Genomic DNA, 21,146 nt, shown 5'->3' with positions numbered 1-21,146 from the left:
GACGCTATGTCAGCCGGTTTCGAGGAATTCACACGTGCAGCGACACGTGGCTCAACCCGGGGTGCACCTGAACATCCCAAGCTCGACCGGATATCGGTGTTGGGCGGCGGGGCTGATGCACGCCTGTTGGCCGCTCTTTGCCTTGCCGAAGGGGCTGAGGTCACCTTGTTTTCGGCCTATGGGGCCGAACTGTCGCTGTTGGCCCAGTCCTCGGGCATTTCGCTTCGCGGTGAAGGTCCGGTCGGGACCTATCAAGTCGATCGGGATGGGCCGTCGGTGCGCACAACCGCTGAGCTGGATGCAGCGGTGCGCGATGCACAGGTGATATTCCTGACCGGACCGCTTCACAAACAGCGCACTTATGCGATGGTGCTGGCCGATCACCTCAGCGACGGGCAAATCTTGGTCCTTGCGCCGGGACGATCTTTGGGGGCTGTGGAAACAGCCTGGTTGTTGCGGATCGGAGGCTGCGCGGCGGACGTCACGCTGGTCGAGGTTCAGGGTCTGCCATACTGGTTCCGTTCCGAGGGCGCAGCTTTGACGCTTTCGCAGGCGGCACCGATGGCTGCGGCAACCTTGCCGCGCGGTCGGGAAGAGGTTCTGGACGCCGTGTCCGCCTATTTGTCCAACGTTCAGGCGGTCGACTCGGTTTTGTCGTGCGGCTTCAACGATCTGTCGGCCGCAGTCGAGATACCTGCGCTGATCCTCGGCGGTGCCGCAATGGGGACAGGTGGTCCTGACATTCCAATGGGTGGTGTTCAGCTTGAGGATAACCAGACCTTTGCGTCTCTGATTGGTCCGGACCAGACGGAGGTCATTCAGGGGCTTGCAGACGAACGGCGACGCATTGCTGCTGCGTTTGGAGTTCGCAACCTGCCGGAGACAGGGCAGTGGATAGCCACCTTTGCCGGCGCCGAACGTGGCTCGGGCGCGCGTCCGATCCCGGATCAGCAAACGTCGCGCGGTATGATGCGGGATGGCGTGTTGGGCTCGCTTGTACCTTTGGTCTCAGCGGGTGAGCTTGCGGGTATCCCGAGCCCGCTGACGAACAGCCTAATCGCGATGTCCGACCGAATTTTGGGGGCGGATGTGGCTGCCGCCGGACGGCGCCTCGAAGCCATAGGGGTTTCAGCGGGCGACGTTGATCAAGCGCGCCGTATCTTTGACACCATGGTCACCGGAGCTTCTTGATGGATGCAGATCTGAAATCAATCGCCGCCGCACGGCGTGCCGCAGATAGCGCTTTCGAGGCTTATCGCGCCTTTTTGGGCACTGACCCGGCGCAGGTAGACGCAATAGTCGACGCGATGGCGCGCGCCATCGAGCCCGATGCCGAACGGCTGGGGCAAATGGCCGTCGAGGAAACCGGATATGGGAATGTGCCGGACAAGCGCGTCAAGAACCTGTTCAACGCGCTTTCAGTCGCGGATTATCTAAGAGATGTGACAACGCTGGGATTGCTCTGGCGCGATGATGCGACAAAGATCGCAGCCTTCGGTGAACCGATGGGCGTTGTGGCAGCTCTGATCCCGGTGACGAACCCCACTTCAACGATCATCTACAAAGTGCTTTCTGCGGTGAAGGCAGGCAATGCGATCGTGTGCGCGCCGCATCCGCGTGGCGTGAGTTGTGGCATCGAAACGGTGCGAATTATGGCGCGCGTGGCTGAACAAATGGGTGCGCCCAAGGGTCTAATCCAATGTCTGGATTCCGTGACAATTCAGGGCACAGCCGAGTTGATGAAACATCGCCGTACCTCGGTTGTGATGGCAACCGGTGGTCCTGCCATGGTCAAAGCGGCGTATTCCAGCGGCAAACCCACGCTCGCGGTCGGTGCGGGCAACGTGCCGTGTTACGTACACAAGTCGAAAGCACGCGATCTGGCGGAAGTCGCCGAGATGATCGTGACGTCGAAGAGCTTTGACTACGGGACCGCCTGCGTCAGTGAGCAGGCCGTCGTCGCTGATCCCGAGATCGCACGTGATTTGCGCCACGAGCTTAAATTGAAAGGTGCCTATTTCTGCACTCCGGCCGAAGCGGATCGTCTTGCCGGGGTGATCTTCAAAGGCGTGCAGGCCATGGACCCTGAGAAGGTGGGGCAAAGCCCGCAGGCGCTGGCTGACGCTGCTGGTTTTTCCATCCCCCCACGCACCCGGTGCCTTGTTTCGGAAGAGACTGAAGTAGGCTGGAAACGCCCGCTGTCTGCAGAAAAGCTGAACCCCGTTCTGGCGTTCTACGCGGCGAAATCCACAGACCATGGGATCGATCTGGCGCAATCCATCGCCAAGTTCGAAGGCTGGGGTCATTCCTCAGTCATCCATTCGGACGACCCTGAGATCGTGGCCCGTTTTGCCACCGTGCCGACGGGTCGGGTACTGGTGAATACACCGGGCATCATGGGCGGTATGGGATATTCGACTGATCTGGAACCATCCTTCATGCTGGGCACTGGCACGTGGTCAGGTTCGATCACTTCGGACAATGTGACGGCCCTGCATCTCATCAACATCAAACGGGTAGCCTATGAAAGCAGACCCTGGCGCGACATTTACGAGGAGTATGGCGCATGAGCGAGATTACCATCCGGGCGCTGATGCAGATCGACAACCTGCAACCAAAATTCGCCGCCTATAACGGTGCGACGGTGCAAGGGTCGGTGCCTTTGTCCGGGGATACGGTTTTGATCGGAGAGTTTGCGCCGGGTAACGGAGTATTCTCGCTGATCGACCGGGCGCTCAAGGCATCTTCGGTTGAGGCGACAACACAGATGGTCGAGCGCGAGTTCGGGTTCTTTATCCTGCGGTCTCCGTCGAATGCGGAGGTGTCCGCCGCGCGCGATGCGATGCTGGCCGAGCTCGGCGCAACAATGTCTGACCGGTTGAAACCGGCGATCAGTTCCACGCAGATTATTACCAGCGTCGAACCCTATCAGGCGCAACTGCTGAACAAATGGCGCAAGGGGGCTCTGATCGTTCCAGGGCAGACGTTGGGCATCGTCGAATGTGCCCCGGCTGCTTATATCTCGATTGCCGCGAATGAAGCGGAGAAGGCGGCAGAGATCGATATTGTCGAAGTGCGCGCCGTGGGGCGGTTTGGCCGCCTGTTCATCTCGGGGTCTGAAAACTCGGTCAAGACCGCCGTCGAGGCCGCAACCCGCGCGATAGAGGCGGTGGACGGGCAAGCCAACTGATGGCAGTGCCGCGCGTCATAGGTTCAGAGGCGGTCGAAGATGCCCGCCGTCGCGGTCGGATCGTGTTTGAAGTCCTGCCCGACGATATCGTGACGGCCTTGGCACGCGAAACTGCCGAGCGTGTTGGCATAAAGCTTGTCGACGGACCGCTCGAAAAGCCACAACCAACGCGTACAGACGCTGCTATTTCAATGCAGCGTGTGTTGTATCGCCGCTCGCCCAAATGGGTTGCTCCGGTGCGTTCGAAACGCAAGGTCCGAAGGCTTGGCAAACTTGCCATGATCGGGGCAGGGGGCGTCGGGGGCAATGTGGCGCATCTGGCGGCGATGCAGGATATCGCGGATGAGATTGCACTGATCGACATTGCTCCGGGGATGGCGGCTGCAACCGCGTTGGATTTGAATCACACTTCAGGCATCACCGGAGCGCGCGCCCGGTGTATTGGCGGCGAGTCGCTGGACCTTGTGGCAGGGGCTGAGGTGGTCGTGGTGACCGCAGGCCGTGCCCGGCGTCCGGGTATGAGCCGCGCGGATCTGATCGACGTGAATGCGCGCGTGATCCGCCAGGCCGCTGAGGCCATACGCTCCGCTGCGCCTGATGCCATCGTCATCGTGGTGACAAATCCGCTTGACGAAATGACCGTAGAAATGCTGAGCGCAACCGGGTTCCCTCGTGAAAGAGTGCTGGGCATGGCCGGTACTCTGGACAGCAGCCGGTTTCGCAACGCCCTTGCTATGGCTGCGGGAGTAGCGCCCGCTGATGTCGAAGCCTTCACGCTCGGAAGCCACGGGGACGAGATGGCGCCAATCCCAAGCCGGGCAAAAATTAAGGGCAGGGCATTGGATGTGTTTTTATCGCCTGATCAGATTGAGGCTTGCGTTCAGGACGCCGTGACCGGCGGTGGGCAGGTAGTTGCCCTGAAGAAATCCGGTTCCGCAACCATAGCACCGGCGCACGCGTCGATCGAGTTGATCGACCATATCCGGGGCGCACGCACCGGCCCGGTTCCGGTCTCGGTCATGTTGCAGGGGGAATATGGCATCGATGGGGTTGTGCTTGGTGTTCCTGCCCATCTGGGGTCTTCCGGGTTGGTCGAAGTCGAGGAGTTGCGGCTGACCGATCAAGAACAAGCAGCCTTGCAGAAAGCGGCGGATGCCATCCGATCGAGGTTAGGCCTGTGACCCTCCGCATCTGGAAGTCAGGCGGGCGGTTCGAAGAAGTTGCGTCTTATTCCCGCGCAAAGCGCATCGGTCCCTTCGTTTGGGTCGCAGGGACCACAGCGATCGAACCCAGCGGGCGTATTCATGCGCCAGGAGATGTGGGAGCCCAAACAAAATACATTCTGTCCCGCATAGAAGAGGCGCTTAAGGCCGTCGGTGCCGAGATGCGCCATGTAGGCCGGGTCCGCGCCTATCTGACCGATCTGTCGCGCGCGGGTGAATTCGCGAGCGTTCACGGAGAGGTATTCAAACATATCGATCCTGTTCTGACAGCCGTTCAAGCCGGGCTGACGCAACCCGGTTTGACGGTGGAAATCGATGTGGATGCGGTAATTCACGACGAAAACGGCGAAATCAGCGGAATCTGAACATGAGTCACCAAGAAAGGATTTGATCGAACTATCGTCTTGTGTACTGTATACAGAATACAAGAAGGGCACAATAAGACACAGGGAGCTAATGTGATGATCAAGACAGCGCTACTCAGCGGAACATGTATCGCGCTTGTGGCCTCGGCGGCCGCAGCTGAAATCAAGGTGGGCTTTATTGGATCTCTTTCCTCAGACACCGGTCTGTCGACGCTGCGTGGTGCAGAGATCGCGATTGAAGAGCTTAATGCGAATGGCGGCGTTATGGGGGAACAGATCACGCTGGTGTCCGCCGACACTGGGCAGGATCCGACCGAAGGGGTGCGGGCCTATGAATACTTGGCGGAAACCGAAGAAGTGGATTTCATCATCTCAGGCTCTATCGATGATGTTTCGTTGGGCTGGCTGCCGCGAATGCAGGAATACCGGATTCCGACGCTGGACACGTGGACGTCATATATCGGCATCATCGACATGGTGGTCGAAGATCCCGAAAGCATGGCGCCATATTTCATGAACATCGCCTCAGACGAGGCTCTTGCCACGCTTTATATCAATTTCGGTGCGGATGTTCTGAAGGAAAAGATGGGTTGGGACTCCGTTGTCATTCTGGCTGAGGATACAGCGTTTGGCGAAGCGATCACCGGATTGGTGACCGAGGCGCTTGCGCCGGTTGCGGGGATCGAGGTCAAGGACATCATCACCTATGACGTCGCCACCGTAGATTTCGCGCCGATTTTCAGCCGGGCGCAGGATACCGGGGCTGACTTTATCTATCAGGTCTCATCCGTAAATTCGCAGGTGGTTTCGTCGCAATATGTCAAACTGCAGGTGCCCATGGCGATGACAGGGGTGAACGTAGCCGCTTTAGGTATGGAATATTGGGAAGACACTGGCGGAGCCGGTGGCGGCATCTCGACCCTGTCACCGATCCCTTCCGTGGGATTCAAGCTGGATCCGGCCAGTCAGGCCTTTGTTGATACCTATCAGGCCAAGTATGACAGCCGCCCACTGCTGCCGCATTTCAATGGGTTCAACGCCTACCACGGTCTGAAACAGGCTATGGCTGCCGCGGAAGAGGCGGGTGGTTTCGACAATGTCGAAGGCTGGGCCGACGCAATGAAGAAGCAGGATCTGGTTCTTGAAATGGATGGTCAGCTTTGGCTGCGCTACGCCTTCTGGGGCGATGATGAGGTCGAGCCTGTGACAGGCCGCACCTATCCCCACAACATTCGCTTTGATCTTTCCGAGCCGTTTGATGATGCGGCCCCGTCAATGGTCGTGGTCCAGTGGTACGAAGACGGCACTGCCGCAGTTGTGTACCCCGAGAAATACGCGACGGGCGAGTTCACGCTGCCCAGCTGGGTAAAGCCATAAACCTGCCCCAACTATAGCTTGAAACGGGTGCGCGGCGACGCGCACTCGCAGCCAAGGATCCACACATGTTGCAGATACTGATTCAGGGGCTTTTGCTCAGCGGTCTCTACGCGCTCATCGCTATGGGGTTCACGCTGATCTTCAGCATCGGTCGCGTTCTGAATCTTGCCTATGGTGCCTATCTGATGGTCGGCGGCTACATTTACTTCTGGATATCGCAATCGCTTGGAATGCCTAAGCTTATGGGGGTTGCCGTGGCCGCTGCGCTGGGTGTGCTGATGGGAGTTCTGAAGTACCGTTTGATTGTCAAAACGCTCAAAGGGGATCACGTGGCCGTCGAGATTTCGACGCTGATCCTTGCGGTCGTCATTCAGGCCGGGATCGTTTTGGTCTTTGGCGACAGCAGCAAAATCCTTTTGCCGATTGTTCCCGGGGTGATCAATGTGGCCGGGGCCTCGGTCACGTATAACATCCTGATTGCAACCCTTATTAGCTGGGCAATTCTGCTAGGGCTCTATGCCTTTGTGCGGCTCACACATACCGGACGGGCGATGCAGGCGGTGTCGATGGATGCTAAAGGCGCTGCAATTTCCGGGATCGATCCGGATCGCATCAATCTGATCACCTGGGGTATCTCTGGCGCATTGGGCGCAATCGGAGGCGTCTTCTTTGCCAGCTACACTCAGCTATCGCCATCCATGTGGGTGGCTCCGCTAATCATTTCGGTGGCTGTGGTTATCGTTGGCGGGATCGGCTCGATCTTGGGCACTTTGGTGGTGGCGCATATTGTGGGCTTCCTCGAAGTCATCGTTGTGGCGACGCTTGCACCTGAGTTGCGGGGTGTCTTCACTATGCTGTTGATCATCGGGGTGCTGGTCACGCGACCGCAGGGCCTGTTCGGCCGAGAGGAGCTGTGACGATGGGGCTACGCTGGTTTCACTTTGCACTCTGGGGTGGCTTGATCGTCGGAATGTTCCTGCTTCCGCAATTCGTCTCGAACGGGACGATGCGCACGATGATCTTTGCCAACTACCTGGCGATCTTCGCTATCAGCTGGGACGTGTTGTCTGGCCGAACAGGCTATGTGAGCTTTGGTCATCCGTTCCTGATCGGTATCGGGGCCTACACCACGGCAATCCTGACCAAGCGCTTTGACGTCGCTGTCGAAATCTCGATCCCGATCGCCGTACTTGTTACCATGATCGCGGGCCTATTGGTGCTGCTTCCAGCGCTGCGTATCCGTGGAAGTTATTTTGCGCTCGTTACGCTGGCGTTCATGGAGTTGCTGTATCAACTGGTTCAGGTCATTCGCCCGGATCTGACTGGCGGAACGCGCGGCATGTCGGGCATTCAAACGCTGACACGCGGCGCGGCCAACGGGTATTACCTGTCCACGACGCTGATGTTGGCAATCGCCGTCAGCATGTGGCTTTTGATGAAGACGCGACTAGGTACGGCCTTGTCTGCCATCGGAATGAACGAGGAAAGTGTGCGCGGTTCGGGCCTCAGCACCACGCGCCTCAAAGCTTTTGCCTTTCTGACAAGTGCGATGATCGCGGGCTTGGGTGGTGCCTTCTACGTTCATTATCTGGGATCGCTCGCGCCGCGTGCGTTGTTTGATATTAACTTCCTGTTCACAATCATCGTTGCGGCACTTCTGGGCGGAACCTCGACCATCATTGGCCCCATGATCGGCGCGTTCTTCATGACATTCCTGTTGGAGTATCTGCGACCGGTCCTACCTGGCGCCGAACGGTATTTCGTCTACGGAGCCATAGCTCTGCTCCTCTACATGTATCAGCCGAAAGGTATTGTTGAGCTGGTTCGGCGTGGTTTCAAAGGCCTGGGCAAGGGGCGGACGACATGAGCGTGGCGTTACAGGTTTCAGGTCTGGTAAAACGTTTCGGCGGATTAGTCGCGACGAATGATCTGTCGTTTTCTCTCAAAGAGGGCGAGTCGCTTGGATTGATCGGTCCCAACGGGGCAGGCAAGACGACCGTGTTCAGCCAGATCATGGGTGAGTTGCGGCAAAACGGCGGAACGATCGAACTGTTCGGGCAGGAAATCTCGACGCTGTCGACCCCGCAACGCATTCGCGCCGGGGTCAGCCGGACCTATCAGATCCCACGCCCGTTTGGTGATATGAGCGTTGCCGAAAACATCCGGGTTGGCCTAATGCCCGACAATATCTGGCAGATGATCGTCTCACCCCCAGATAAAGAACGTGAGCGAGAGCTTGCGCTCAGCGTCGGGTTTACAGAAGCGGACTTGAATCGCGCGCCGACAGAACTGGCCATGGGTGATCTGCGTAAACTTGAGATGGCGCGCACAATGGCAACCGCGCCCAAGGTGATGCTGCTGGATGAAGTGTTTGCGGGTCTCACCACAGGAGAGATCGCCCAAATCTCTGATCTCATTCAGTCGATGCGCAAAGATGGGATGACTTTTCTGATCGTCAGCCATGATTTGCCTGCGCTTGAGCCATTGGTCGACCGTGCGATCGCCATTGAACGGGGCACCATGATTGCCGAGGGCTCGTTCAGCGAAGTCATGAACGACAAGGCTGTTCAGGCCTCGTATCTGGGGGGCGCGTAATGTCGTATCTGGAAATCGAAAACCTGTCGGCATTCTATGGCAAGGCGCAAGCGCTGACCGACATCTCGATCACCGTCCAACCCGGTGAGATTGTCGCTGTGGTGGGTCCAAATGGGGCTGGAAAATCGACCTTGCTGGACAGCATCATGGGGCTAGTCAAAATCGAGGGCGATATCCGGCTCAGGGGGCACAGCCTTGCCGGTCGGACGCCTTCCGAAATTGTACGACATGGCGTGGGTTATGCGCCCGAACGCTTCAACCTGTTTCCCTATATGTCGGTGCGTGACAACCTAATGGTCGGTGCCTTCACGGCCCGCGAAGACATCCAGAGCAATCTGGCAATGGTACACAGCCTGTTCCCGCGTCTCGAAGAGAGGGAAGGGCAGGAGACCTCGACCCAGTCGGGCGGGGAACGTCAGATGGTCTCGTTCGGACGCGCGCTGATGACCAGCCCCGAGCTGTTGCTCGTCGACGAACCGACGATTGGTCTGGCCCCAAAAATCTGTCACGAAATCGCCGAGGTGGTGCGCAAGCTCAACAAGGAATACGGGCTGACAGTTGTAATCACCGAGCAAAACGCCAATTTCGCGCTTTCGCTTGCGAGCCGGATTTACGTGCTCGAGTCAGGACGCATGCAGACATCAGGCACCGCAGATGAGTTGCGGAATGATAAGCGATTGCTTGAGGCCTACTTTGGCGGTCACTAAAAGCCGCTCAAAAGCGGTAAGTCGCGCCAATCAGTGGACCGGATTGGTCGAACTTGAAATCGTTTCCGTCGATGTCTTGGTCGAATGAGATATAGCGGTATCCACCGCGGATCAGCCAACGATCATTAATCGCATAGTCGGCTGTCAGCAGAACCTGCCATGTCTCGCTGCCACTGCGGAAGCCGCCATAGTCTACAAACCCAGTTCCTGACCATTTGTCCGAGAACTTGACGCGTGCGCGGGCCCCGATCACGGGATCGGTCCAGCTTGAATCAACCGTTGTTCGACGGCCGGGGGCCGCGCCTGGTTGCAATTCAAAGTCGGTTTCCGTGCTGAACCACCTGAATCCACCGACAATATCCACATTTGCGGTTTGATCCTCGTAGACCCTATAGCCGACATAGCCGCTGAGAAATTGCGTGGTGAAGGATGTGTCCAAGCCTGAGCTGGCAGGGCCGGGAGTGTCGCTGCTGAAAGACAGATTGGTATAGTTATAGTCGGCCAACAGGGACCACCGGCCATTTGTGGCGGCAAACGCGGCCATGAAGGCAAAATCGAGATTGTCCAACGCATCGGAAAAACTCAGGGTGCCATCCAGTGTACCCATCGGTGTGCTGAGTGAGGTCTCAGTTTCCGGCATGAAAAGATAGATTGAGGCCTCATATGACCAGTCCGACTGTTGGGCCAAGGCCATTGGTGCCATCGAACCTGCCATTGTGAGGCCAAGCGCCAATCCTGTCCACTTTACTGTCACATCCATTTTTCCGTCTCCCGCCAAGAATCTTGAATTGAAATTCCGTTGTCGCCTCATGCCAATCTAGCCAAGCGCAATGTTCATTCTTTCATGCTGCCACGTCTTCGGATTTGCCTGCGCCGTCACCGACACGATTGATATCGGTGCTGGGAAAAAACTCGGACCAGACATGCCAGAACACGCCTGCGCGCAGGGTTTCGACCCGTTGCAGTTGGCCCTGATCAGACATTCCCCAAAAGTCACATTGGGTCACGGGTTGACCGCTGTCATTGTACCAAACGCCCAAGCTTTCAAATTTCGGATCGAGGCTGACGACGATATCCCGCCCGCCGACACGCGCGTTGACGATCCAATCGTTGTCGACAACGAAATCGTCGGTCCAGCAGGTGGCATCCTGTCCGATTGTGATCCCCCAGACATAGGTTTTATTCGGCAGCCGATTGTCCGAACGGTCCATGTTGTCCATCACCGGAGCCTCTTCCTGATGCTGGCGGCCAATGCCCCAGCCGAACGTGATCTCGGTCATCATGTCCAGCAGCCGCAGCAAGGGGTTTGGGGAGGGTTTGTTCAAAAACACCTCGCCTTCCGGGAAAGCCTTTTGAAATCCACGGAAAGTCATCCGATAGGTTGGCCAGGGTGTCATCTGCGCTTCGGGCCGCAAAGGGCACGCGAGGCCGTTTGCATTTGTGTCACGATCCGCTTCGCGAAAGCCGTATATGTGCTGGATGGGCTCACCGGTGTCATTATCACGCAAGATCAGGTTGTTGCCGTGCTGGGCGAGAACCTCAAGGTTTAGCCGTTTGCCTTCGATGCTTGGCGCATAGCCCTGACCGAGATTGGCCATGGCGCAATAGGTCATCACGACGTCTTCTCCGCCCAGCCCCTTTTCATCGCCCGCCAAATGTGGGCGCATGATTTGTGCATCAGGATGGGCGCGGGCATGGCCTTCATTTTCAATCACCATCACGGGGGCAGTCGGACCGACATATTTGCGGGCCTCGTCGATGGGAAAATACTGCGCGTCATTTAGCTGATTTCTCAGACCTAGATGAACCCAGACATAGGGAAAGCCATAGAGAAGTAGAACAAGTAAAGCGGCAATGAGCCAAAGCCAGAACGGCCCGGCTCCCAGAGCGAAATGCGCGAGCGTTGCGAGAGCAAATGCGCCCAACCCGATGGCAATCAAGCGGTATTCATTGCGGATGAAACGCACCATATTCTCGCGCTTTACCTTCAACAGCATCTGGGACACGTCGCCCAAATCACGGAAGTAGACGAACCCGATCCCAAGTGATCCGATTAAACCCAGTGCGAATAGGAGTAATCCAAGCATGTGATGATCCTAGAAACTTGAGTGAATGACGACGGCGACACCGTGCTATTGCTGCGGGGATTGGCTTTTGATCAGGAAAGCCTCGACCGCTTGTTGGGTTTCGGGGCGCAGGTTCTCGATCCCTTCATAGGGCACGCCATACGCGGGTGGCGTGTCGGGGAATTTCTCTTTGCGGGCCATGTGTCGGCCAAGGATGCGTGCGAATTCCTGCCCGCCCCAGGCGCCAACCTCGGTCGAGACTGAATATTCCTCGCGCGTGTCCCGGTAGAGATCAAAGAACTTTGCCAGAATGGCGCTTTCCCCGGCTCCCGGCAGTTTGAGCTTAAGCTGGTCCTTCACGATCGCCTCGGGTTTGTTCACCGAATAGATGATCACGTGATCTCTGCGCGCTTTGGCTTCGTCCGCAAACAATAGCGCTGCGGATTGATCGACGCCATCCACCAGACGATCTCGCGGGATGTATTGCTCGGCCCCCGCAAAACGTGAAAGCGTTGTATAAAGGTCCGACACGTGAATGATGCTGTTCAGCAAACCATCTGCCTGAATCATCCCCGGCCAGCGAATAAAGGCATCGACCCGAACACCGCCCTCGGTCGTATCCCCTTTGCCACCAGCATATATCATCGGAGTATAGCCCGATTGCGGGGCGTATTTGGTAAAGTGGCCGTTGTCCCCCATAACGATGACGATGGTATTCTCGCTGACCCCCAACTCTGCCATGCTGGCGAACAAATCACCCAACCATTGATCCAAAAGTTGCATCTTGTCGACATAGAGACCGCCATTCGCGCTTTCGGGACCAGAGCGTCCGGCGCGGGTATTATCCAGAGGGATCATCGGCCAATATTGCAGGAAAAAGGGGGTATCGTCGCTGGCAAGACGTTCAAGCTCTGACAAGGTTTTGTCCTGAAAGGCCTGGTTCATCTCATCGTATTTGGCCGCATTCCAGCGCTCACCTGACTCCATCCGAATTTCGCGAATAGGACCGCCTGTTTCGCCTTCGATGACGGTCATCATCGCTGAGGCGTCCGGCCTGAACCAACCGTCCAGCGTGTATTTGTCATCATAATCTCTGATCGCGACCGAGACCTGCTCTTTGATTGCATCATCATTAAAGATCGTCAGCTGACCCTGCTGGTGAATTGCGTGTTGCGCATAGTCAAAGCCTTGGTTCATCGCCCAACTTTCCGCGATATCCCCCATGTGCCACTTGCCAACATGGCTGGTTGCGTAGCCAACCTGTTTCAGCACTTCGGCCAATGTCACTTCTGCCCCCGGCAGGCCAAAGCCGGCAATATCAACGGTGGTATCACCCATTCCCATGCGTACAGGCAGCCGCCCTGTCATTTGGGCGACGCGAGTAGGGGTGCAAGAGGGTTCGGTATACATCCGAACCATGCGCATTGCGTCGTCGGAGAAATCGTTGATATTCGGCGTCGAATAACCCCGAACGGCGTTCAACTCGGGTATCCCCATGTCGCCGAATCCCAGATCATCGATCAGAACGCTGATGATGTTCGGTGGCTTACCGTTGTTGCCTTCGCGAAATGCAGCCAGGGCTTCATCCACAGCCATATCATCCTGGGCCCATTGCTCTGCGCGCTGTGCTTGCAAGATATAGAATTCGGCATCGTGTTGGATTGGGTTTTCTTGCGCGAACGTGCTGCGCGCGGCAAGGCCGACGAATAAAACCAATACCCCTGAAATCTTCATTCGATATCCCCCGATCGTGTACTGGGCGGAACGCAAACACTCCTGCCGCTGATTTCACATTAAAACATTATCATATTTAAACAGGAATTTCTGTAGCCTTCACTGCTGCCAGCTGGTGAACACATCGCGAGCCAGTTCAGATTCCGGGCGCAGGTTGTCGATGCCCTCGTAGGGGATGCCGCGCCCGATTTCGGAATGCGGGTGTTTCGCGATCATCTTCTGATGGCGTTTGATCATGTCCTGAAACGACGCTCCGGCCCAAAGTGAGTAACCGACCAAAGGGTGCAGTTCGCGTGGATCACGATAGATGTTGAAGGTCGGGGCCGCCGCTCCGGGTTGGCCGGGCGCGGGCAGGTGCATTTTGAATTCCTGCTTGACCACCGAGCGCAAAACCGGGCCTTCATAGACATATACATAATCGCGGCGACCGTTGCCTTCACCGTTCAGCAGCAGGGCGGTCTGATCGACACCATCGATGATGCGGTCGCGCGGGATATGATCAGTCGCGCCTGCGATCCGAGCCATTGTGGTATAGATATCAGACACATGAAAGATATCTCCGGCGGCGCTGTCAGCCTCGATTACTCCGGGCCAGCGAATGAATGCATCCGTGCGTACGCCACCTTCCAGATGTTGGGTCTTACCGCCACGATAGATCAGTTGATTGAGCCCCGAAGTTCCTTCGTAGTGGTACATCAGTCCATTGTCGGCCATCAAAACCACAATCGTGTTGTCGGCTTTTCCGGTTTCTTCGAGCTTGACCAGCAGGTCACCGATCCAGCCATCCAGTAGTTGCAGTTTGTCAGCATGAAACCCGCCGTTGCGAGAGATCGCGTTCTCGGCATAAACGAAATTCAACGGGTAGAGCGGCCAATATTGCAGGAAAAACGGTTCTTCCTCAGCTGCGGCACGCTCCAATTGCTCAAGAGCCTGACGCTGATACCTCTCGTTCATCGCTTCATACTTGGCTTGGGTCCAGACCTCGCCCGGTGACATATCCACCTCTCGAGCGGTGCCGCCTGCTTCTGCCTCGACACCGGTCACCAGCCCGTAGGGCTTGAAACGTTCATCCAGCAGAAACTGATTGTTCTGCCCCTCGGGCACGTATCCAAGCATGTTATTCGCGCGCATCGCCTCGGGGGTCATGAGGCTCAGTTGAACTTGTTGATGTAGGGGGAAGGCAGCCCAGTCGAAACCTTGATTATGGGGGTAGGCCTGTTCGATATCACCTTGGTGCCACTTGCCGACATGTACGGTGTTGTAGCCAACTTCTTTCAGGATCTCGGGCAGGGTCACCTCGCTGGCTGGAAGGCCTTCGCCTACCAGAGCCACTTTGACTTCTGTCACACCGGCACGCACCGGATGTCGCCCCGTTAGCATTGCCGTGCGGGTCGGCGTGCACGAGGGTTCCGTGTACATTCGCATCAGCGACAAACCTTCGGTGGCGAACTGGTTGATGCTGGGCGTTTCGATGCCCATGACGTAGTTCATCTTGCGATCACCCATCTGACCAAAGCTGATGTCGTCGATCAGGATGTACAGGATATTGGGTGGTTTGCCCCCGTTTGCGTCGCGGATTTCGGCCAGTTTCGCGTCAATCTCAATGTCCTGGGCATCCCAGACCGCGCCGAACTGGGCACGCAGAAATTCGAACTCACCATCGTGAATAATCGGGTTCTGTTGGGCATATGCCGAACCTGCAGTGAGGATTAGCGCGGGCAAAATGTGTTTCAGGGTCATTTCAAGCCTTTCGTTTTATCCATATGCCCAGGCGTACGGGGAACGTCTGACAGCTTTGCTTCGATAGAGCTTCGCAAATCAGTAACGGTTTCCGCCAGATCCGCGAGGTACCGAGGGCGAACGCCCGTGTCGGAAAGAGGAGACTGAGCCAGCTCGGTCATCATCTCCTGATAATCGAGGCAAATCCGGTCGAACTCACTGTCTTGCGCGCGCATGTTTCGCAGCAGAACGGAGGTTCCCGGGAATTGTGCGTCAAAGAAGTCTTCTTCGTCCATCCGCGTTGCCTTCGTGGAAATTGCTCGTAAAGCATGCGTTCCCTAGAATATGACTTGAACGTATAAAGCCGCATGCTACCGTAGCATCATGGGGTCAAGCCATTGTCATGAAAGGATAGTTCTTGACTGCCCAGGCGGATAACAAACAACGTGACACAGCGCCTTCTTTCTCGGATGAGGAGGTGCGAAGTGCTCTTGAGCGGGTATTGAACTCAGGTGGCTTCAAAGGATCTGCCCGAATGCGGGCCTTTCTTAGCTATGTCGTGACCGAAGCGCTTGCGGGCCGCACGGATGAGATCCGCGCCAAGACCATTGCCATGGATGTTTATGGCTACAGCGCCGACGACTTGACCAAGCGGGAAGGGGTTGTGCGCGTTGATGCGGGTCGTGTCCGGCGAAAGCTAAAAGCTTACTACGGAGGTGATGGCGCAACTGATGCGGTGGTGATTTCGCTGCCTGTCGGTAGCTATGCACCCGAATTTACGCTGGGGAGTTCGCAAGCCCAGAACCCACAGGGCATTCGGCGAAGCGCGTTGGTCATCGCGTTCTCTCTGGCTTTGATTGGCTTAGGCATCTGGGTGTCAGGCTATTACTCAAAGAATGAGCCACGCAGCGCTGTGGGCCGAGGGCAAAGCGCAATTTATGACGTATCTCCCGCGCGGGTAGAAGCGATAAACCTTTGCAGTGCTGGCCGCGATGTGATGTTCCCCGTCGTTGACCTATCGCGCCTGCAGCCGGCTTTGCTGATTTTTGAGACGGCGATTGAACGAGATCCACTCTTTTTCTGCGGCTATGCCGGAGCGGCACAGGTCGAGACCATGCTGGCCATTTTGTTGTTCTTTGAACCGGATGCAGAAAAGTATTTGAAGTCTGCCGATGAAAAAAGCGCCCATGCGATGGATATCGCACCTGATGAGGCTTGGGCGCTTTCGGCGCGGGCCTGGCTGGAATTTGCACTGGGCAATTACGATCGGGCATCGGCCCTGTCTCGCAGAGCCGTTGATCTGGCCCCGACCGATCCGCATGTTGCTGAGTTCGATGCGCTTATTTTACTCTATACTCTGAATTTCGAGCGGATCCTGGCGCAATCTGAATGGTATGAAGAGCTCGCGGAACGCAGCGGCGGGCTTGTCTTTGGCAATGTACTGGGGTCTGCGCATTTTCATACCGAAGACTATGCAGCGGCGATCCGAACTTACGAGGACACGATCGAGCGCGGAGGACCATTTGGGCCGATATCAGCGGCCTATCTGATGGCCGCGCATTGGAACAATGGCGAACAAGTCGAGGCACGGCGTCTCGCCAATGTTTACCAGAAAACTTGGCCTGGTTTTCCGCTGGAGGACCTGAAACGCCGCGTATTCAAAGAGTCGCAACCCGTTGATGCGCTTATTGCAGGGGTCAGGGCAGCGGGAGTCCCGTTGATCGACCGCGAGACCGCCCGCGAACGCGATTGACTGGCATGGTCTTATTCGTCCTGTGCGACCAGACCCAGACCGCGCAGATAGATTCCAATTCCGCTCTCCAGAAGGTCTTCAGGCGGGAAGGGGGAACTTGCGCCGGTATTGCGTGCGAAAAGTTCGACAACACCATGGCTCATGGCCCAGATATGGGCGCTGAACATCGAAGCGGGCGGACGCTTCTCCGGCGGAATATGCTGCGACAGATCGCTGGCGGCCTTTTCAAGTACGTTTTTGGCCCGGTTCGCGGCCAGCGCCAGTTCCGGTGTACGATTGATCGAAATCCCGCTTTCGAACATCGCGATATAATAGCCGGGGTGCTTGCGGGCGAAGGCAAGATAGGCGCGGCCCGTGGCCTCAAACGCCGCAAGCGCCGAGGGTTGCCCTTTGTCATAGGCAAATTGCATCAGGTCGGCGAACATCTCAAACCCCTGACGGGCAGCCTCGGCGATCAGGTCCTCACGCCCTTCGAAATGGCGATAGACGGCGGCAGGAGTGACCCCAGCGGTCTTTGCGGCCTCTGACAATGTAAAACCGGTCGGTCCCTTCTGTTCGATCAGGGACAAGGCGGCCTCCATCAAGGCTTGCTTTAGGTTTCCGTGGTGATATCCGCGTTTCGTCATCCCGGCCTCAGGCGCGTTTTATTGTATATATGCAGCGGCCAGGGCCTAATCCAGCGTAGGCTGAGCAGAGCGTTGCAATTAGCTTATGCATCCCAGATTTCCGGACCACCACTGATCTTTTCATCCGGCATGCCCACCACTTCCAGGTTTTTGCCTTCGTAGTCGAGTTGGCTTAGCACGGTGCGAATGGCTGCCAGCCGGGCGCGTTTCTTGTCATCTGATCGAATGATCGTCCAAGGGCAGTTTTCGGAATGGCTTCGTGTAAGGGTTTCGGTAATCGACTGGCTGTATTCGTCCCATTTGTGTAGGCCTGCGATGTCGATCGGGCTGAGTTTCCACTGCTTCAGAGGGTCGGTTTCGCGGGCAAGAAAGCGGTTAAGTTGCTCGGCGCGCCCGACATTCAGCCAGAACTTGAAGATATGTATGCCATCATTGCTAAACCCGGTTTCCAAGGGCAGGACCTGCCTGAAAAAACGTTCACGCTCTTCCGTCGTGCAGAAGCCAAAGACATTTTCGACAACGCCCCGATTATACCAACTGCGATCAAAAAACACGATTTCACCAGCCGATGGGAGATGAGAGATATAGCGTTGGAAATACCATTGGCTGCGTTCTGCGTCCGAGGGTTTGCTAAGCGCCACGTTCCGCGCGCCCCTTGGGTTCAAATTCTCGCGGAACCTTTTGATGGTTCCGCCTTTGCCAGCGGCGTCACGGCCCTCGAACAGGATAGCGATGCGCTGGTCGTTCTCCTTGACCCATCGCTGCATCTTGACCAGCTCAATCTGCAGACCTTCCATCTGCTGATCGTATTCCTTGCCTTTAAGCTTTTTGGAGTAGGGGTAGGTCGGGTTCAGAATTTCACCCTTCTTGGCCTCTTCAATAGCCGAGCGTATGGGTCTTGGGGCGTGGTTGTGAAAATAGTTCTCGATAGTGTCCGGGTCTGATTGGGTCATGCACGCCTCGCCATAAAATCCATATCTTACTATGAATTACGGATGGACTTAACGCAAACCCGCGCGCTCGGCTGCGCGGTCGATTGCGGCGGCAACCTCTGGGGCGGCCACAACCTGCGGCATGTGTCCTATGCCGTCCAATTCGATCAGCTCAGCGCCGGGAATCTGTTCGATCAGGCGCTCGGAATGCCAGCCCAGCCCGACAGTCGTATCCGCCGTACCGTGGACAATTTCGGTCGGCACGGAGATCTCGCCATAGCGGGGTTGAAGCTCGGTGATTTCATCCAGCAGATTTGCACGCTGTTTGGCATTTGCGTGCATCGAAGACTGGCGCATGGTCAAGCCCGGCCCGAAATGCTCGGCATATCCTTCGGGGGCTTTTTGCGGTGCAAACACCTGGTCCAACGCCTTCGTAACAAACCAGTCAGGAACAAATGCGCTGACCAAAGGCAAAGCAAGGGCGTTGCCCGCTGTCGTCGCACCAATAGTGTTGAACGCGTCCAGAGGTGTTTCCCACGGGATCGCCGCCGGAGCGATCAGGACCAAAGCTGCGATGTTGTCGGGCCGGGTGACAGCCCAGGCAAGCGAAACCGAACCGCCATAGCTTTGCCCGGCGACGATCGGTTTTTCTGCGCCTAGTTTCGATGCAGCCCGTTGTAGGATTTCCGCTTGTTCGACAATGGTTTCACCGTCGGAGTTAAAGCTATCTGAATATCCAAGACCCGGGCGGTCAAAGACGATGACGCGATAGGTCTCGGCCAGAATTGGGGCCAGCGCAAAAGTCATGTCGCGCGTGTTTCCGCTGGACCCGTGGATAAGCACCACATCCGGCCCTACGCCCATCACGACGGCATGCACAGCAACGCCATCGACATCGACGATCTGGCCTTCTGGCGGAAACGAAGCCTCGGCGCTGCTTTCACGCTGCGCGCTGCGCCATGCGGTCACAAGGGCGAGACCCACAAGCGCAACGCTGAGCGATATCAAAAGCTTACTGGCCAATTTTACTCATATCAAACGGGGTTGTCTGGTAAATTTCATTGATCCAGTTACCATAAAGCAGATGCGCGTGACTGCGCCACCTGTTCTGAGGGTTCTGGCTTGGATCATCGTCGGGATAGTAGTTGATAGGCACATTAATCGGCGTGTTATTTGCGATGTCCCGGTCATATTCCTGTTTAAGCGTATCGCTGTCATACTCAAAGTGATTGAAGATATAGAGCGCCCGATGCACGGGATCTTCGATCAGGCAGGGGCCGACATCATCACTGCCAAGCAGGGTGATCAGATCAGGAACCGCATCGATCTCGTATTGCCGCATCTCGGTCCAGCGGCTAACGGGTATCACGCAATCATCAGAAAAACCACGCAAAAATGGAGACGCGGGTGCAAGGTTCCGGTGCCGGAAGCAGCCAAAGGCCTTCGCATCCAGCATGTGTTTTTCAACGTCGTGGAAATGGTTGATCATCGCCATACCACCCCAGCATACGCCAAATGTGGAATGCACATTGGTCTGGGTCCACTCGAACACTTCGCGGATTTCATCCCAATAGGTGACGTCAGCGAAATCCAGATGTTCGATTGGTGCACCGGTTATGATCAGGCCGTCGAACTTCTGGTCCTTCACCTCCTGAAAAGGATGGTAGAACTCGGCCATATGCTCGGCGGCGGTATTCTTGGTCTGGTGTTCCGTCATGCGGATCAGCGATAGCTCAATCTGCAGCGGGGTCGCTCCGATCAGGCGTGCGAACTGGTTTTCGGTCTGTATCTTCTTTGGCATCAGGTTCAAAAGCCCGATCCGAAGGGGGCGAATATCCTGCCGTGCGGCCTGATCATCAGCCATGACCATGACGCCCTCATTTGTCAGGACTTCAAAGGCGGGCAGGTCGGAGGGGATTTTGATCGGCATTTGGTCACGCTGTTGAAACTGCGAAGGAAGTCTGGAACTTAGGCGGGGTTGGGGCGGGTCTCAAGGGTGCGTTCGATCAACTCATCGAAATCGCCACTATCCCGCACTTTGGCGATGTCATCGGCTGCTATTGTAACGCCCCAATTTCGGGCCATCGCTTCATAGCGTGGCTGCCGGTGCGCCAGCGCTTGCGCATAGGTCCAGCGGATGAATGCATCCGGATCAACCTCGGTGCCGGAACACTTGTTGAGGGCGAGGTATTCGTCCCAAACCCTCTGCAGGAACTCGGCCTTATAGGACATAGGCTTTGGTGCCTTGTCGAAGCGTTTGATCAGTTCTTCAGTGTGGGCTTCATCGCCCTTGATCCAGATCATCAGGGTCTGGCGCGACAATTCAGTCAGAATGTGGTCATTTGGATTGTCAGGCTCTACCCATTCGCAGATTGACCCGCCGGTATCGCAGATAAAGTGTGGATAGCTATAAAGACGGTTGGCCCGATCTATGAAATACTTGGTATCCAACAGGGCATGGATTTCGGCCTGCCGAAACTGGTCTTGCCGCAGCTGATATTCCGAGATTTCAAGGCCGCCCAGATCGGGATTGCCCGGCTTGCCCAGATAAGTCGACACCGGGGTCAGGTTTTGAAACGTGATGTTCGACCCGATATATATTGAATCCGACAGCAAAAGCTCGCGGAGAAAGGGTACTTTCATCGCCTCAGCCTTGGCATTGTCCGCGATATGTTCGCCCATATAGCGGGTGCCGATGCGGTAATCGATTGAATAGTGGAACCAGTCCCCGGCATCTCGCAGCGTGTTTGAGACATAGGATTTTCCCAACCCGGACATACCGAAGAACAACACCTTCTTTCGCGCAGCCTGACGCCAGTCCGTTGCCGAGTTGTAGATCATAATCCGCCGTCCCTTGTT

The 21,146-nt window shown here is 56.5% G+C and carries 21 protein-coding genes; 11 read left to right on the top strand and 10 right to left on the bottom strand.

Annotated features, from left to right (window positions below; genetic code table 11):
* Positions 1–6 precede the first annotated feature (6 nt).
* From ACR0AH_RS04485 to ACR0AH_RS04440, 10 genes are all read left to right on the top strand, one after another.
* The gene (locus ACR0AH_RS04485) at positions 7–1,191 is read left to right on the top strand and encodes a hypothetical protein (protein WP_480590605.1); all 1,185 of its coding nucleotides are present in this window, start codon (positions 7–9) and stop codon (positions 1,189–1,191) included.
* Positions 1,191–2,570, top strand: a complete 1,380-nt coding sequence (locus ACR0AH_RS04480) for an aldehyde dehydrogenase family protein (RefSeq protein ID WP_480590602.1) — start codon at positions 1,191–1,193, stop codon at positions 2,568–2,570. Before ACR0AH_RS04485 ends, ACR0AH_RS04480 begins: the two co-directional genes overlap by 1 nt.
* Positions 2,567–3,190, top strand: a complete 624-nt coding sequence (locus ACR0AH_RS04475; protein ID WP_170393272.1) for a BMC domain-containing protein — start codon at positions 2,567–2,569, stop codon at positions 3,188–3,190. Before ACR0AH_RS04480 ends, ACR0AH_RS04475 begins: the two co-directional genes overlap by 4 nt.
* On the top strand, positions 3,190–4,371 hold the full coding sequence (locus ACR0AH_RS04470; RefSeq protein ID WP_480453646.1) for a malate dehydrogenase: 1,182 nt from the start codon (positions 3,190–3,192) through the stop codon (positions 4,369–4,371). Before ACR0AH_RS04475 ends, ACR0AH_RS04470 begins: the two co-directional genes overlap by 1 nt.
* Positions 4,368–4,778 (top strand): Rid family hydrolase, encoded by a 411-nt coding sequence (locus tag ACR0AH_RS04465; RefSeq protein WP_480438485.1) that lies wholly within the window; start codon positions 4,368–4,370, stop codon positions 4,776–4,778. Before ACR0AH_RS04470 ends, ACR0AH_RS04465 begins: the two co-directional genes overlap by 4 nt.
* A gap of 96 nt (positions 4,779–4,874) precedes the next feature.
* Positions 4,875–6,155, top strand: a complete 1,281-nt coding sequence (locus tag ACR0AH_RS04460; RefSeq protein WP_170510280.1) for an ABC transporter substrate-binding protein — start codon at positions 4,875–4,877, stop codon at positions 6,153–6,155.
* Between the two features lie 65 nt (positions 6,156–6,220).
* Positions 6,221–7,072 (top strand): branched-chain amino acid ABC transporter permease, encoded by an 852-nt coding sequence (locus ACR0AH_RS04455; RefSeq protein WP_170510277.1) that lies wholly within the window; start codon positions 6,221–6,223, stop codon positions 7,070–7,072.
* A gap of 2 nt (positions 7,073–7,074) precedes the next feature.
* Positions 7,075–8,022 (top strand): branched-chain amino acid ABC transporter permease, encoded by a 948-nt coding sequence (locus tag ACR0AH_RS04450; protein ID WP_170393268.1) that lies wholly within the window; start codon positions 7,075–7,077, stop codon positions 8,020–8,022.
* A complete protein-coding gene (locus ACR0AH_RS04445; protein ID WP_170662819.1) occupies positions 8,019–8,750 on the top strand; it encodes an ATP-binding cassette domain-containing protein in 732 nt (243 codons plus the stop codon). The genes ACR0AH_RS04450 and ACR0AH_RS04445 overlap by 4 nt, the downstream gene beginning before the upstream one ends.
* Positions 8,750–9,457: an ABC transporter ATP-binding protein gene (locus ACR0AH_RS04440; RefSeq protein WP_170393266.1), complete on the top strand. Its 708-nt coding sequence runs from the start codon at positions 8,750–8,752 to the stop codon at positions 9,455–9,457. The genes ACR0AH_RS04445 and ACR0AH_RS04440 overlap by 1 nt, the downstream gene beginning before the upstream one ends.
* A gap of 7 nt (positions 9,458–9,464) precedes the next feature.
* Here the strand turns inward: ACR0AH_RS04440 and ACR0AH_RS04435 are convergent, their stop codons facing one another.
* The 5 genes from ACR0AH_RS04435 to ACR0AH_RS04415 all read right to left on the bottom strand — a co-directional run bounded on the left by ACR0AH_RS04435 (position 9,465) and on the right by ACR0AH_RS04415 (position 15,272).
* Complete coding sequence (locus tag ACR0AH_RS04435) at positions 9,465–10,217, bottom strand: outer membrane protein (RefSeq protein ID WP_480590598.1); 753 nt, start codon at positions 10,215–10,217, stop codon at positions 9,465–9,467.
* An 82-nt stretch (positions 10,218–10,299) separates the two neighbouring features.
* Positions 10,300–11,544, bottom strand: coding sequence for a DUF3179 domain-containing (seleno)protein (locus tag ACR0AH_RS04430; protein WP_480590595.1), 1,245 nt, complete (start codon positions 11,542–11,544; stop codon positions 10,300–10,302).
* 45 nt (positions 11,545–11,589) lie between these two features.
* Positions 11,590–13,257, bottom strand: coding sequence for a sulfatase-like hydrolase/transferase (locus ACR0AH_RS04425; RefSeq protein WP_170421294.1), 1,668 nt, complete (start codon positions 13,255–13,257; stop codon positions 11,590–11,592).
* Between the two features lie 99 nt (positions 13,258–13,356).
* A complete protein-coding gene (locus ACR0AH_RS04420) occupies positions 13,357–14,997 on the bottom strand; it encodes a sulfatase-like hydrolase/transferase (protein ID WP_170732018.1) in 1,641 nt (546 codons plus the stop codon).
* Positions 14,994–15,272, bottom strand: coding sequence for a hypothetical protein (locus tag ACR0AH_RS04415; RefSeq protein ID WP_170732020.1), 279 nt, complete (start codon positions 15,270–15,272; stop codon positions 14,994–14,996). The genes ACR0AH_RS04420 and ACR0AH_RS04415 overlap by 4 nt, the downstream gene beginning before the upstream one ends.
* A 239-nt stretch (positions 15,273–15,511) precedes the next feature.
* On the opposite strand from ACR0AH_RS04415, the gene ACR0AH_RS04410 reads away from it, so the two are divergent.
* Positions 15,512–16,729, top strand: coding sequence for a tetratricopeptide repeat protein (locus ACR0AH_RS04410; protein ID WP_480590592.1), 1,218 nt, complete (start codon positions 15,512–15,514; stop codon positions 16,727–16,729).
* 11 nt (positions 16,730–16,740) lie between these two features.
* Here the strand turns inward: ACR0AH_RS04410 and ACR0AH_RS04405 are convergent, their stop codons facing one another.
* From ACR0AH_RS04405 to ACR0AH_RS04385, 5 genes are all read right to left on the bottom strand, one after another.
* Positions 16,741–17,355, bottom strand: a complete 615-nt coding sequence (locus ACR0AH_RS04405) for a TetR/AcrR family transcriptional regulator (protein WP_170393260.1) — start codon at positions 17,353–17,355, stop codon at positions 16,741–16,743.
* 83 nt (positions 17,356–17,438) lie between these two features.
* Positions 17,439–18,308, bottom strand: coding sequence for a polyphosphate kinase 2 (gene ppk2 / locus ACR0AH_RS04400; protein ID WP_170595796.1), 870 nt, complete (start codon positions 18,306–18,308; stop codon positions 17,439–17,441).
* Positions 18,309–18,356: 48 nt separating this feature from the next.
* Positions 18,357–19,310 carry an alpha/beta fold hydrolase gene (locus ACR0AH_RS04395; RefSeq protein WP_170610374.1) on the bottom strand — a complete coding sequence of 318 codons (954 nt, stop codon included), beginning with the start codon at positions 19,308–19,310 and terminating at the stop codon, positions 18,357–18,359.
* On the bottom strand, positions 19,300–20,217 hold the full coding sequence (metA, locus tag ACR0AH_RS04390; protein WP_170393257.1) for a homoserine O-acetyltransferase MetA: 918 nt from the start codon (positions 20,215–20,217) through the stop codon (positions 19,300–19,302). Before metA ends, ACR0AH_RS04395 begins: the two co-directional genes overlap by 11 nt.
* Positions 20,218–20,255: 38 nt before the next feature.
* Positions 20,256–21,128: an ATPase gene (locus tag ACR0AH_RS04385; protein WP_170421305.1), complete on the bottom strand. Its 873-nt coding sequence runs from the start codon at positions 21,126–21,128 to the stop codon at positions 20,256–20,258.
* Positions 21,129–21,146: the final 18 nt, after the last annotated feature.

It is taken from the genome of Ruegeria sp. AM5, assembly GCF_056540645.1.
This window is presented reverse-complemented; position numbering and strand designations above follow the sequence as displayed.